The sequence below is a fragment of the Anaerolineae bacterium genome, from assembly GCA_013178015.1.
Taxonomy (GTDB): Bacteria; Chloroflexota; Anaerolineae; order DRVO01; family DRVO01; genus Ch71.
The window spans coordinates 1-13733 of sequence record JABLXR010000074.1; the positions used below are offsets into that span (position 1 = coordinate 1).

The 13733-nt window shown below is 63.9% G+C and carries 10 protein-coding genes; 4 read left to right on the forward strand and 6 right to left on the reverse strand.

Annotated features, from left to right (window positions below):
- Positions 1 to 133: 133 nt before the first annotated feature.
- Positions 134 to 1543, reverse strand: coding sequence for an LCP family protein (locus tag HPY83_18630; protein NPV09965.1), 1410 nt, complete (start codon positions 1541 to 1543; stop codon positions 134 to 136).
- Positions 1544 to 1796: 253 nt separating this feature from the next.
- Between HPY83_18630 and HPY83_18635 the strand changes: the two genes are divergently transcribed.
- Both HPY83_18635 and HPY83_18640 read left to right on the forward strand, forming a co-directional pair.
- Positions 1797 to 2318, forward strand: coding sequence for a type 1 glutamine amidotransferase (locus HPY83_18635; GenBank protein ID NPV09966.1), 522 nt, complete (start codon positions 1797 to 1799; stop codon positions 2316 to 2318).
- A gap of 68 nt (positions 2319 to 2386) precedes the next feature.
- On the forward strand, positions 2387 to 3760 hold the full coding sequence (locus tag HPY83_18640) for a phosphomannomutase/phosphoglucomutase (protein ID NPV09967.1): 1374 nt from the start codon (positions 2387 to 2389) through the stop codon (positions 3758 to 3760).
- Positions 3761 to 3822: 62 nt separating this feature from the next.
- Here HPY83_18640 and HPY83_18645 read toward each other — a convergent pair whose 3' ends face one another.
- The 4 genes from HPY83_18645 to HPY83_18660 form a co-directional block, all read right to left on the reverse strand.
- Positions 3823 to 4608, reverse strand: a complete 786-nt coding sequence (locus HPY83_18645) for an ABC transporter ATP-binding protein (GenBank protein NPV09968.1) — start codon at positions 4606 to 4608, stop codon at positions 3823 to 3825.
- A gap of 1 nt (position 4609) precedes the next feature.
- Entirely contained in the window at positions 4610 to 5635 is a 1026-nt protein-coding gene (locus HPY83_18650; protein NPV09969.1) for an ABC transporter ATP-binding protein, read from the reverse strand.
- A gap of 78 nt (positions 5636 to 5713) precedes the next feature.
- On the reverse strand, positions 5714 to 8638 hold the full coding sequence (locus HPY83_18655; protein ID NPV09970.1) for an FtsX-like permease family protein: 2925 nt from the start codon (positions 8636 to 8638) through the stop codon (positions 5714 to 5716).
- A 93-nt stretch (positions 8639 to 8731) separates the two neighbouring features.
- On the reverse strand, positions 8732 to 10237 hold the full coding sequence (locus HPY83_18660; protein NPV09971.1) for an HlyD family efflux transporter periplasmic adaptor subunit: 1506 nt from the start codon (positions 10235 to 10237) through the stop codon (positions 8732 to 8734).
- 237 nt (positions 10238 to 10474) lie between these two features.
- Here HPY83_18660 and HPY83_18665 point away from each other — a divergent pair, with 237 nt between their 5' ends.
- Positions 10475 to 10966, forward strand: a complete 492-nt coding sequence (locus HPY83_18665; GenBank protein NPV09972.1) for a CinA family protein — start codon at positions 10475 to 10477, stop codon at positions 10964 to 10966.
- Here HPY83_18665 and HPY83_18670 read toward each other — a convergent pair.
- Complete coding sequence (locus HPY83_18670; protein ID NPV09973.1) at positions 10963 to 12927, reverse strand: ATP-dependent metallopeptidase FtsH/Yme1/Tma family protein; 1965 nt, start codon at positions 12925 to 12927, stop codon at positions 10963 to 10965. The two genes, HPY83_18665 and HPY83_18670, sit on opposite strands and share 4 nt — an antisense overlap.
- 681 nt (positions 12928 to 13608) lie before the next feature.
- Here HPY83_18670 and HPY83_18675 point away from each other — a divergent pair.
- The coding region (locus HPY83_18675) for a cobalamin-binding protein (GenBank protein ID NPV09974.1) at positions 13609 to 13733 on the forward strand (125 nt) is incomplete at its 3' end.

Here is a 13733-nt window from a genome sequence, read left to right on the forward strand (position 1 = left end):
AGTCCGCCAAGGCCCAAAACGTGTATCTGACCCTATACGCCAACGACACCGAGCCGCCTCTCCCAGTAGGATTATCATCTGATAGAATGACCCCCGCCCGGTAGGATTATCATTTGATTGGACACGGAAAGGATCAATCGAGAGAGAGGCGGAAATCCTGGCCCAGAATGACCTTAATATCGGCACTTCCGGCGTCTGGGCTGCTGGGAGACGTGCGAATGTTCTGGCTGGTCAGCCCAAGAGCCGAGGCCAGCGCCGCTACCGTGGCCGGCTTCTCTGTGTATATGATCATCACCGAAGAGGTGTAGTCGCCGCGGTCGAGGTCAGAGGCGCCTGACACCCGGAAACCCAGGGCACGCAGATACTCCGCCGCCGCCTCCGCCAGCCCCTGGCGCCCGCTACCGTTGACCAGCATGATGGACGCGTCCTCGGCGGCGATCTCAGGCGATGCCTCCAGCTCGTACTGCGGCACCTCGCGGCGGGGCGAGGGCGTCCGGAAGAACCGGTCCACCACCGGCTCGATCTTCTCCGGAATGGGAAGGAGCACGTCCCAACCTTGCTCGGTGATGTACCGGCTGGTCATGCTCAGGTCAATCACCGCCATCTGCACGTTGTTCAGGTCTACGCCGTTGGCGATGCGGGCCAGCTTGATCAGGTCATCCAGCGACAGGTCGGTCTCTACGCTCGATGAGAAGGTCTTGTACAGCGCCGGCAGCTTGGAGATTAGCCCGGGGATGGACTCATTACGCAGGAGCTCGTCACGAAGGGCGATCAGGAGCCATTGCTGGCGATAGGCACGGTCGAAATCGCTATTGCCGTGGCGGGAGCGGGCGTACTGGAGGGCAGTCTCGGCGTCCATGTGTTGCAGGCCAGCCGGAATATGGATGGTCTTGGTGCCTCCCTGCCCATCCGGAAACTCGGCATCGTAGATATCGCGCTCCACGTTGATGGTCACCCCACCCAGGTAATCCACCAGGCGGAGGAAGCCAGCGAAGTCCACGCAGACATGGTAGTGGATGGGGATGCCGAAGCTTTGCTCGATCGTGGCCCGCAGCAGCCCGGCGCCGCCGCCAGGGTAGTTGCGCGTCTCGCCCAGGAAGTACGCGGTGTTGATACGGCTCTCCCCGTACGGCCCGATGGGCACCCATAGATCACGGGGTATCGAAAGCATGTTGATGGGCCCGCCTGATGGGTCAATAGACACCAGAATGAGGGTATCCGTGCGCGCCGGCTCCACGCTGCCATCGAGCACGTCCAGGCCCAGGATGAGGATGTTGATGCGGTCTCTCTGCGGGCTCGCCAGGGCAGCTGCCAGAGGCGACTCGGGCGGCTGCCCGGTCGTCGTTTCACCGCCCGACACCCCCTCGGAAGCCTGACGTTGGATCACCGGCACCGAAGGCGGCTCGGGCAGCTCGAACTGCGCCGAGACCACCATGTCCCTGGCGGTGGAGTAGATCGTGTATCCCAGAAGCCCCCCGGCCCCGATCAGAAGCGCTATCATCACCATGCTCAGGAGCCGAGGGGCGAAGAACATCGAGCGCATCGCGACTGCTTCCCCGGGTAGTCGGTTTGCCCCCCAAGGGGCAAAGATCAGGCCGCATTATAGCACCGCCCGAGAGAGCGGCAACCCGGGCCCGACCCGCCCGCAGAGGCGTGGCTCCACGGGCGCTTGCCCGCCCAGCGGGAGGCTCTCCCGGACAGTGCCCCGTCGCGCTTGACCTCGAGGACAGCGGCCGATATAGTGGCGCCGTGATCAGGTGCGGCAACTAGTTAGCCCGACACTGTGGAGGTGCGTTATGCCATTGGAAGGCAAGACCGTGGCCATTCTGGCCGAAGACCTCTTCGAGGATATCGAGCTTCTCTACCCCTACTATCGGCTACTGGAAGAAGGGGCCCGCGTTCTCGTAGTGGGAAGCAGCGGCACCCAGACTTACCATGGCAAGCACGGCATTCCAGCTCAAGTGGACGTCCAGGCCTCCGAGCTGGACCCTGCTACGGTGGATGCCGTGATCGTACCCGGCGGTTACGCGCCCGATCGCATGCGCCGCCACCGCGACATGCTCGATCTGGTGCGCAGCGTCTTCGACCAGGGGAAACTCGTCGCCAGCATCTGCCACGCTCCGTGGGTCCCGATCTCCGCCGGAATCGTGCGTGGCAAGCGCATGACCAGCGTCTCCTCTGTCCGCGATGACCTGGTCAATGCCGGGGCTCAGTGGGTAGATGAGGAGGTGGTCGAGGATGGCAACCTCATCTCCTCGCGGGGGCCTCGGGACCTACCTGCATTCTGCCGCGCCATCATCCGTCACTTGAGCCGCTGAGTTCGGCCCCGGAGACGGGCGTCAGACCCAGGGCCTGAGGCGAGACCGACAACACGGAGCTAGTGCAGATGCCGCAAGTGACCATCAACCGGGAGATGTTTCGCGCCTACGACATCCGGGGCGTGGTAGGAGAGGACCTAACTGCCGACGTCGTCAACCGCATCGCCAAGGCCATAGGCACCTACCTGGGCCGCGGCGGAGCGCGCCGGGTGGTAGCGGGACACGACGTACGGTCCAGCTCGGTGGAGTTTCATTCCGCCATGATGGAGGGATTGCAGAGCACCGGCCTTGACGTACTAGACATTGGGCTGGTACCGACGCCTCTGATGTACTTCGCCGTCAAGCACTTCGGGACCGACGGCGGGGTGGTGATCACTGCCAGCCACAACCCGCCTCAGTTCAACGGCATCAAAGTGCGCCAGGGCACCCTGCCCCTGGTGTCGGAGCGCCTTCAGGAGGTCGCGGACCTGGCAGAGCGAGGCGACTTCGCCTCCGGCAGCGGGGGCCGACAACGAGCCGATGCCACGGCGCCCTACATCGCCACGGTGTCGCGCAAATTCCGCCTCGCCCGTCCTCTCCGCGTGGTGGTGGATGCAGGCAACGGATGTGCCGGCCTGGTTGCGCCACCGGTCCTTTCCGCCATCGGCTGCGATGTGGTGCCCCTCTACACCGAGCCCGATGGCACCTTTCCCCACCACCATCCCGACCCCATGAAGGAAGCCAACCTTCAGGATCTGAAGGCCAAGGTCCGCGAGACCCGCGCCGACGTAGGCCTGGCTTTCGATGGCGACGGCGATCGGCTAGGGATCGTGGACGACAAGGGCAACACGGTTACCCCTAACGAGTTCATCGCCCTTCTCGCCCGACGGCTCCTGCCCGAACGGCCGGGTGCCAAGGTGGTGTTCGAAGTCAAGGTCTCTCGGATGCTGATCGAGGAAGTGGAGCGCCTGGGAGGCGAGCTGGTCATGACCAGGGTGGGCTATCCTTTCCTGGTCGCCGCGATGAAGGAGCACCGGGCGCTGATGGGCGGCGAGATGAGCGGCCACTACTACTTCGACGACCCCGACATAGACTTCGACGACGGCACCTTCGCCTCAGCGGTGCTGGCCGACGCGCTGGCAGCACAGCCCGTCAGTCTGTCGGGCCTGGTGTCTCAACTGCCTCGCTATCCCGCCACTCCCGAGATAACCGTGCCTTGCCCCGACGACCGCAAGTTCCGGGTGGTCGAACGGCTCCGGGATGCGTTCGCCCAAGATCACAAGGTCATTACCATAGACGGGGCTCGAGTTCTGTTCGAGAGGGGATGGGGAGTGGTCCGAGCCTCCAACACTGAGCCCAGATTGACCTTACGATTCGAGGCCGAGACCGAGGCCGACCTCCAGGCCATCATGGCTCAGTTTCGTCAGGCCCTGGTAGGGGTGGGCCTCGTTCCGACGTTCTGACCTGGCTTCAGAGGTGGCAAAGCACGAGGGCGAGGCTGGTCAGGGCTGCCCTCGTGCTCGTTCTACCGCCGCGACTGAGTTGTGCCGGGCTGGCTGCCCAGGGCGCTCAAGTAGGTCCGCATGTCCTTAGCTTCGAGGATCTGGCCGTCAACCAGCTCGTAGATGATGTCGGCATAGTCCTCGACGGTGGGATCGTGGGTGGCCATCACCAGGGTCACGCCTTCACTGTCCACGATCTCCCGAAACAGCTCCAGAATCTGCCGCCCGGTCACGCTGTCGAGCTCCCCGGTAGGCTCGTCAGCGATCAAGAGCTCTGGGCGGTTAGCCAAGGCCCGGGCGATGGCGACGCGCTGCTGCTGGCCGCCAGAGAGCTCGTATGGGCGATGCCCTGCCCACCGGAGCAGCCCTACCAGGTCCAGGCACTCCCTGACCCGACGACTGCGCTCCCGCCGATCGAACCCGCCGATGCGCAACATCAGATCCACGTTCTCGAAAGCCGAGAACGTCGGTATGAGAGCGAAAGACTGGAACACGAAGCCAATATGCCGGCGACGCAGCTCGAGAAGCTCGGCTTCACTCGCTTTGGCCAGGTCGTGCCCGAGGAGGTATACCTGGCCCGAGGTGGGCGAGTCCAGTCCACTGATCAGGTTCAGCAGCGTGGTCTTGCCTGAGCCTGAGCGGCCCTTGAGGGCCACGAACTGCCCCCTGGGAACGCTCAAGTTTACTCCGCGCAAGGCGTAGACGGGCTCAGAGCCCAGGTGATACGTGCGCACCAGGTCCACCGTGCGCACTACCGCTTCGTCGGAGCTGACTTCCGGCCCCCGGTCTCTTGGCTGCGCTAAGGCCACCCTAGCCTCCCGATCTCCGTCCCTTCAATAGCCCCGCAAGCCCTCGCCGTACCCGGCCGACGACGGCTGTGCTGCGGTCGTCACGTTCCTCCAGTGGGATATCCAGGCTACCGCCTCGGCCGTTCCCGGCGCCACCGGCCGGCCCGCGCCCGAGAACCGGCTTCACCAGAATCCCTCCCTCCACCAGCTCAAGCTTGGCTCGGTCGTGGAAGCCCAGGTCCTCCAGGTATTCACGCGGCAACTGAAGCCGCCCCGCCGAGTCCAGAACCACATACTCCTCGTATGCGGCGAATACCGCCTCTTCGCCCGCTTCGTCCTCGGCGCCCAGACCCCCGTTGTCGGACTGGCGGACCGTCTCCGAGCTGGTGCGCCCATCCCGGATCGCCACCACCCTGTCCACTTGCCCAGCGATCCCTGGGTCGTGGGTGACGATCATGATGGTCAGCCCATATCGCTCGTTGAGCTCCCGGAAAGCCCGGAAAATGGCACTGGCAGTGACCGTGTCCACCTCTCCGGTCGGCTCATCGGCCAGGAGGAGAACCGGCCGGTTCGCCAGAGCCACCGCTATGGCCACCCGCTGCTGCTCCCCACCCGACATCTGGACCAGCCGATGTCCGCGCCGGTTTCCCAGCCCCACTGCATCCAGCAGCTCTCCCGCCCATTCCCGGCGCTCCTTCTGGGACGTGCCGGAGATCATCATGGGCAGCTCGACGTTCTCTTGAGCAGTAAGATAAGGAATGAGGTTGCGGGCCGTCTGCTGCCACACAAACCCCACCTTATTCCGCCGGTACCGGTTCAGAGCGAAGTCGCTCAGCTTCAGCAGATCCTGGCCGTCCACCAACACCTTGCCGGCAGATGGCCGGTCCAGCCCTCCCAGAATGTTGAGCAGCGTGGACTTTCCGCTCCCGCTAGACCCCACGATGGCCATCAGCTCGCCGCGCTCGACCAGAAGATCCAGCCCCTGCAGAGCCACCACTTCCAGATCGGCTACCTTGTAGATCTTGACCAGGTTGTCGCAGATGACGATGTGGTCGTCAGTGGCGCCCAGGAAATCGTTGTTCATCTAGGGAGACCCCTCCAATCCCGCCCATGTCCCGGTATGCCTCTATCCAGCTGTCTCACCGAGCTTCACCGCCTGGAATATGCGCATTCTGACCAGCATGTAGATCATGGTCACCACCGCGAAGACGAACATGGCCAGGAACACGCCGTAGATGTTGGCAATAGCTCCCCATGCCACCTGTACCTCGAAGGGCGGCGTCAGAGCGTACTTGCCCGCCCCCACCTGCAGGAACTGGATGAACAAGGAGCTGGCCCACACTCCCAGGCCCGTCCCTACCACCAAGCCCGTCCCGATGAGGAAGGCCTGCTCCAGAGCCAGGAAGGCTGACATCTGCCCGATAGACAGCCCTATGGCCCGCAGGATGCCCAGCTCGATGAAGCGCCGCTGGAAGGAGACCAGGGAGTAGAGCAGGAAGCCGAGCACCGTGAGCAGCGCTGAAGTCACGAAGCCTACCGAGAGAATGCCAAAAGTGCCCGTCCGCTCCGGCTGTCTCTCGTACTCCTTGATGAGCTGCCGGGCGTCATCATACGATAGCACCAGCAGGCCCACGTCCTCCACATTGTCCACCACCTCGGCTCCCTCGTACGCCGCGTCGGTGCGCAGCCATACGTCGTAAGGGACCTGGCCGCCGATACGCTCGTGGACGTAGTCCAGGTTCGCAACGGCAAAGTACCCGTCCTCGGGGTAGACACCAGGGAAGTAGTCCATGTAGTCCACGATGGTGAAGTCCGCCTGGCCCCCCAGCCCCGAGGCACTGATGGACAGCCTGACCTTGTCTCCCAGGCCGATGGCATAGTCGGCCAGGAACCGCCGGTCCACGATCAGCGCCGCGGTGTCCACCGCCAGCGAGTTCATCAGGCCGCCCAGCGAGCGGGGAGCGAAGTCGGACCTCCAGTAAGCCACACGAGGGAAGTCCACCCGGTCCACTCCCACCAGGGCGAGCTGCGCCGAGGCTCCGCCCAGGTTGGCAGTGGCGCCGAAGCGCCCCACCCGAGTGGCCGCCCGCACGCCCGACGCCCGCAAGTGCTCGGTTACCGGTAAGAACAGCCACTTGACCGTCGTAGCGCCCAGCGGATCCTCGGCCGCTTGGGTCTGAGAACCGCTCCCGCCGGCAGCTCCACCAATGGCAGTGCCCGGCCCCTCCGAGTCCTCAGTGCTTTCACCCAGCTCGACCAGCCTCATGTCACTGCCGACTCTGTAGTACACGGAGTCGCTGTTGTGCTGGTCTAGCGTGCGGGCCATGGACCCCGTGAACGCCGCCAGGCTCAGAGTCAGGATCAGCAGCAGCAGCGGCCCGGTGTAGAAGCTGGCAGAGCGGGCCAGGTGCCGGATCGCCAGAACCATGGGGACATTGCCCAGTCTCTGCACCAACCAAGCCAGAAACGACATCACCAAGGGGAAGAACCTTATGAAGACCAGCGAGGCGGCGAACATGAACAGCGCCGGCACCAGGAAGAGCAGCGGCTCGCTGAAAGGGCTGCCTTGCGTACCCAGCTGCAGGAACGAAATCGAGCCCCTCTGGCTCAGCACGTAGTACCCGTACACCGGAGGCACCAGAAGTATTATGTCGAGAAAGTAGCGCTGCCAAGCGGGTCGTTTGAGCGAGCGCGCCATCTCCTGTTTGTAGGTGACAATCGTGTAGCCAGCCGCCGAGAGCGCCGGGATCAGGCTGGCAGACAAGGCCAGCGCCACTGCTCCCAGGCCGAACCGCATGGCCGTCTGGGTCATCTTGACTGGCAGCGGCGGCCTCCAAATCCACAGCAGGAACGATCTGGTGTTTCCCATGACCATGGCCACCAGCTGGCCCAGGGCAGCGCCCAGGACCAGGGCTACGGCTCCCACCATGAGGCCCTCCACCAGATACAGCAGTAGCACCTGCAGACTGGTGGCACCCCGGCTCTTGAGCACGGCGATCTCCGCCTTCTGGCGCTGCACCACCATCCCCGACACCAACCCGATGAAGTACAGCACCAGGAAGACGACGGGCACGCTGAAGACCAAGAGCAACACCGTGAGAAGCTGCGCCTTCCGCTGATAGCGCAGCATGGCGTCCATGGGCGACACATCCAGCGAGGTATTCTCCAGCACGGTCGCCGCTCGGCTTTGCGTGGTCACAATCCTCGCGATCAGCCCGGGCACGTTCTCCGTGTAGACGCCAGAGCCATCAAACACCAGATACCACAACGCCAAGTAGATTGGGTTTCGTCCGGCCGGGATGACTCGAGCGGTGAAGCTTTCCTCTGACACGAAGAAGACGTCCTCGAACGCCTTCGGGGTGTAGAACCAGTACTCCTCCGTGGGATCGTTAGGCACCCAGACCCCGGCTATACGAATGGGAATCTGTGCCGGTTCAGGCCGCCCGGAGAAGGAGTTCTCGCCCCCCTTGTCGAACAGGATGTACTCCTCACCCACCTGGATCCCGGCGGCGTCTGCCAGCTTCTGGCTGATCAGCACCTCAAGCGTGTCGGTAGCCCTTTGCGCCACCGCCGGCCAGCTCCCTTCGATGACGGTGATATGGTCTTGCAGGCCGGTAACGTACCCCAGGTAGGCGTAGGCGAGGGGCTGGCGTATATCAGCGTACTGCGCCTCCGAGGCAGGAAACAGGCGGAAGTTATCGGTCTTGACGTAGCGGACCGACTGCTGCAGAGGGAGCCCAATGGTCCGCGGTGCCACCTGGATGACATAGTCGTTGGCCGAGTCGTATTCGTCTGGCCCGATCCCACCGTACCACGCGCCCACGTAGCGGAACATGAAGGCAAAGGGCGGTCGGTTGCCTGTCTCGGACATGCCCCTCAGCTCTTCCCGGAGCATGTTGTAGTTGATCGCGTCGGAAAACAGCGGCACGCTCATGATAAGCGCCACGGCTACGGTTAGCCCGAGTAGGCTCATCAAGGTGAGCGTCAGGTTGGCTCTCAGGCGGCGAACGGCCAACCCCACCATTCCGAACAGGTTACCAAGGCTGCTCATGAAGTACCCTCAACCTCGCAGGCCGGGAGCGCCGGGGGTCAAAGCGGACGGCGGGGCAGCGCCCGCGGCGCTGCCCCAGAGAGCACAGCTCAGCTACGGGCCAACCACTACTTGGCCCTCTTCCACCCCTTCCAGTATCTCGATGCGGTCGGCTGAGGTGATCCCGATCTTGACGTCCAGACGCCGCTGCCGCCCTTCTTCATCCTGAACCACTACGAACCGCCGTCCCTCGAAGGTGCGGATCGCCTGTGGCGGAAGATAGAGCGTGTCCGTGCGCCGCTCGATCACCACGCTCACCTTGGCCAGCTGCCCCGTCTGCAGGTCCCTGCCCTTCGTGTCATCGAACGATATGCGGGTGGACTTGTCTTCCTGCTGAGTGGAGTCGGTGCGGACCCCACCACCACCGTAGGGGTACGGAAGCCTGCGGACGGTGCCGCTGAGCGTCTCACCGGGCGTGTCCGAGAATATGATGGTGGCCTGCATCCCTTCGGCTAGCTTGTCCATGATGCTGCTAGTGATGTCGCAAGAGAGCTCAACTGCTCCCGGCTCGGCTATGACTATCACCGCCTTGTAAGCTTGCGCCTCCCGTCCCTCAAAGGCCAGGACGCCAGTCACCGTGCCGTCGAAAGGAGCCACGATCCGGGCCGCATCCAGCTGGGCGGTGAGCCGGTCCAGCCTCAACTGGGCCGACGCCACGTTCTTCTCCAGAGCGGGGTCAACGCCTGCCTCGAGGCGAGCCACCTCGAGCTCGGCTGCGGCCACATTCTGTTCCAGGATAGGATCAACGCCGCTCCTGGCCCTTTCCAGGTTGAGCCGTGCTGTCTCCACAGCGTTGCGCAGCAGTTGTACGTTGTAGGCGGCGTTGGAGGCAGCCTCCTGGGCCGACTCATAGCGAGCTAGAGCCAGCTCGTACTCGAGCAGAGCAGTGCGATACGCTTCCTGTGCCGGGCCGGCCTTGCTTGGGTCCTGAGCTGCGTCGGCGTACGCGATCTGGGCCTGCCGCAGGTTACCTTCGGCGCGAGCCAAGGCGCTCTCCGCTTCCTTGAGGGACAGGCTGGGGTCGCTGGCCAAGGCCTGTTGCAGACGTATCTGGGCGTTCTGCAGGTCCATCTCCGCCTGAGCTACGGCGAACCGCTGCTGCTGTTGGGCCTGCTCCAGCTTGATCCGGGCGATCTCAAGGTTGCGCTGCGCCGTGACAAGCTTGTCCTCTCTTGCCGCCTCTGCCTGACTCAAAGCGATCTCGGCTTTCTCCAGGTCCAGGCGAGCCTGCTCCACCTGGTTCAGGATGTCCTGATTCTCCAGCTCGGCCAGGATCTGCCCTTCCGTGACAGCGTCGCCCTTCTGGACCGAGACGGTGGCGACGCGACCATTCATCTTGAAGAAGAGCTCCTGCTCCCGCACCGGGGCCACGCGACACAGAAAGTCAACGCTATCCACCACTTCACCACGCTTCACCTCGTATACCGGCTTCTCCGGCACCACCGGCGTGGGTATGGGAGTGGGCGTAGGCTCTTCCTCGGCCGTCAGCGGCGCGGCACAGGCCCCGATCAGCCCGACCAACGCCAACGCCATCGCGGCCACCAGCAATCGCTTCAGCATCTCCTCATCTCCTCAGCCACGAGGGGCGAACGCCTCGCCCCGATCTTCCCCCGGCAACGGTACGGCGTGACCCTCTGCATCAGCACGCAGCGGGCTCCGGTTCGATGAAGGCTCAGTGCTAGCAAAGGCCTCGTGCGAAGTGTACCCAATAATACGCTCGGCTGCCAGTTCGCAGCCGCCAGATGCGTGGTAATGAGATGCGAGTCGTGATACGATCCTCGCGCCAGGAGGAGCAGCATGGACGTGGAGGATCTCTCTCGGGAGGTGGGCGCCTTGTTGCGGACGTTCGGCCTCACTCTGTGCACCGCGGAATCGTGCACGGGAGGCCTAATAGCCAGCTCGATCACCGACGTCGCCGGTTCCTCGGCATACTTCCTGGGAGGAGTCGTAGCCTACTCCAACGAATCTAAGAGGCGTCTCTTGGACGTATCTGAGCGCTGCCTAGCCGACTTCGGCGCCGTGAGCGCGCCCGTCGCCCTGGCGATGGCCCGAAACGCGCGGGACCTGTTCTCCGCCACCGTCGCCATCTCCGCCACCGGCATCGCCGGCCCCGGCGGAGGCTCAGTCAGCAAGCCGGTGGGACTAGTCTACGTCGCCATTGTAGCACCGCGGTGGGCTGCTTGCCACCGCTACCTACTTCCCCACGACAGGATGGGAAACAAGCGAGCTACCGTGGCACGGGCACTACGCCTAGTACTCGACTGGTGCCAGGGGCCTCCTCTGGATTAAGCGGGCGCCTCGCTGGGGAGGCCAGCTGACCCGGGGCTGCGGCGACCCTCCAGCCTCTGCTCTGCCGGCGCTTCCCGCGGTGACGGCACAGTGCCAGGCACTCCCCGCCGACTGCCCACCTCTTCCGCCGGAGGGCGCTCGCCCCGAAGCAGCGCTTCCAGCTCTTCCGAGCCAAGCGTCTCTACTTCCATCACTCGGGCGGCGATGGCGTCCAGGATATCTCGCTTCTGTTCCAGCACGCGGCGTGCCGTGGCGTACGCCTCGTCCACAATCCGCTTCACCTCGGCGTCTATCGCCTCCGCCACCGCCTCGCTGTAGTTGCGCTGCTCGCCGATCTCTCGGCCCAGGAATATCAGCTCCTGTTTCTCGCCGAACGTCAGCGGTCCCAGCCTGTCGCTCATTCCGTACTCGGTCACCATCCGCCGTGCTAGACGAGTGACCTTCTCCAGGTCGTTGCTGGCGCCGGTGGTGATGTCATCGAACACCAGTTCCTCGGCCACCCGGCCACCCAGCAGCCCTGCTAGATCGTCCATGAACTTCCGGCGGTGCCGGAGGTACCGGTCGTCCTCTGGCAGCCCCATGGTGTACCCTAGGGCCATGCCCCGCGCCACAATGGAGACCTTGTGCACCCGATCTGAGTGAGGCAACGAGGCCATCACAATGGCGTGGCCCGCCTCGTGATAGGCGACTATCTCCTTCTCCTCGTCGCTAATCACCCGGCTGCGCCGCTCAGGGCCGGCAATGACCTTCTCTATCGCTTCTTCCAGGTCGGCCTGGAACACCATGTTCCGGTTCCGACGGGCGGCGAGGATGGCCGCCTCGTTGATGACGTTCTCTAGGTCGGCCCCCACCAGCCCGGGAGTCTCCCGGGCCAACACCTGCACGTCTACGTCTGACCCAATGGGTTTGCCACGCAAGTGGACCCGTAGGATGGCCTCCCGGCCCTTGACGTCCGGCCGGTCTAGCACTACCTGGCGATCGAAGCGGCCCGGACGCAGCAAGGCCGGGTCCAGGATGTCGGGCCGGTTGGTGGCCGCCATGATGATAACGTTAGTGTCAGTGTCGAAGCCGTCCATCTCGACCAGGATCTGGTTGAGGGTCTGCTCGCGCTCATCGTGGCTGCCCCCCAACCCGGCGCCCCTCTGACGGCCCACGGCGTCTATCTCGTCCACAAACACGATGCAGGGCGAGTTCTTCTTGGCCTGATCGAAGAGGTCGCGTACCCGGCTGGCACCGACACCGACAAACATTTCGACGAACTCGGAACCACTAATGCTGAAGAAGGGCACGCCCGCTTCGCCAGAGACGGCCTTGGCCATGAGAGTCTTGCCCGTCCCCGGAGGACCCACCAGGAGGATGCCTTTGGGTATCCGCGCGCCCACGCGCAGGAACTTCTCTGGCTCTCGCAGAAACTCCACCACCTCGGCTAGCTCCTGCTTCGCCTCCTCGGCTCCTGCCACATCATCAAACGTGATGGTGGGCTTGTCACCGGTGAACATCCTCGCCCGGCTCTTGCCAAAGGTGAGGGCCTGGTTGTTGGTCCCCTGAGCCTGGCGCATGAGCAGAAAGAAGAGGCCCGCGACGAATATCAGTGGCAGGAAGCCCCCCAGAAGCGCGACCCAGTTGCCCCACTGGCTGCTAGGCCTGGCCTCAAAGGACAGGAGACTGGACAGCTCTTCCCCAGTCACCCCGAAATCCCGGAGAGTCTGAGTGAGGCCCACCGACGACTCTTTGTTGGTGACGTACCAGTCGTCTTGGCCGAAGCGCTTGACCCGCACCTCGTCCCCGGTGACCTGTATGGCCTCCACGTCGCCTGCCTTCACCCACTGGGCCAACCGAGCCATGTCGATGCGCTTACTGTCACGGGGACCCTGGGAGAAGAAGGAGAAGAACAGGGCCACCACCGCCACCAGTATCAGCAGGTAGACGAACCCATTCTTGAACCAGTTGGAGCCCACCAACTACCTCCAAACACCGAACACCGAGTCGCTTAGGCGGTTGCTCGGAAACACAGGCTTCACACCTTCAATGCGCTAAGCAATTATACCATCCCGCTGAGGCTTCACCAAGACTCCCGAGGCTGGAAATAGGGCTTTCTCAAAGCCGAGCCAGCGTTGGGCGAGCTGCCATCTGGCGCGGGCCAGCAACCACCACCGGCCAGCGAGCAGGCCGGGAACAGAAGCGATGCACCGTCCGATAGCGCCCAGCCTGGCTCCGACAATCATCTCCGGTGGCCTGCCCCGGGACTTGGACAACGCCCTAGTGTTCGCCCGCAGTGTCCTCCGGCAGTCATCTCTGGTGGCCTGCCTCAGCACCTCGACAACGCCCTGGCCGTAGGGGCGAACCTTGTGTTCGCCCGCAGTGTCCTCCGCCAGTCATCTCTGGCGGCCTGCTCCAGGACTCTGAGAAAGCCCGAGGCTGGACAGACGGGCACGGCAGCAGATGAGCCCACTCTCGCGTCCCGCAGGCGCCTACCCACCTGGATTGTACGGCGCCCCCTGCCCTAGAGCAACAGGATCAGTGAGAGCGGCTCAGAGCTGCATTGACGCACTGGGGCCCTTGTGCTAGTATTCCGCAGGTCACCAGGCCTCACCACGGGGCCCACACCGCTTGAGATGGCCCCCGGGAAAAGGAGCGCGGACATGGCTTTACTGGAGGAACTCTCGCAGGCACTGATCAACGGCAACGCCCCCAAGACCAGGGAGCTGACCCAGAAGGCGATCGATGAGGGGATGGCCCCGGGTAAGGTGCTCAACGAGGGGCTGAT

What these genes read in the sequence shown, in the direction of transcription:
- HPY83_18630 (NPV09965.1), bottom strand. Translation starts at nt 1,543, where the DNA reads ATGCGCTCGATGTTCTTCGCCCCTCGGCTCCTGAGCATGGTGATGATA.
- HPY83_18660 (NPV09971.1), bottom strand. Translation starts at nt 10,237, where the DNA reads ATGCTGAAGCGATTGCTGGTGGCCGCGATGGCGTTGGCGTTGGTCGGG.
- HPY83_18640 (NPV09967.1), top strand. Translation starts at nt 2,387, where the DNA reads ATGCCGCAAGTGACCATCAACCGGGAGATGTTTCGCGCCTACGACATC.
- HPY83_18635 (NPV09966.1), top strand. Translation starts at nt 1,797, where the DNA reads ATGCCATTGGAAGGCAAGACCGTGGCCATTCTGGCCGAAGACCTCTTC.
- HPY83_18655 (NPV09970.1), bottom strand. Translation starts at nt 8,638, where the DNA reads ATGAGCAGCCTTGGTAACCTGTTCGGAATGGTGGGGTTGGCCGTTCGC.
- HPY83_18665 (NPV09972.1), top strand. Translation starts at nt 10,475, where the DNA reads ATGGACGTGGAGGATCTCTCTCGGGAGGTGGGCGCCTTGTTGCGGACG.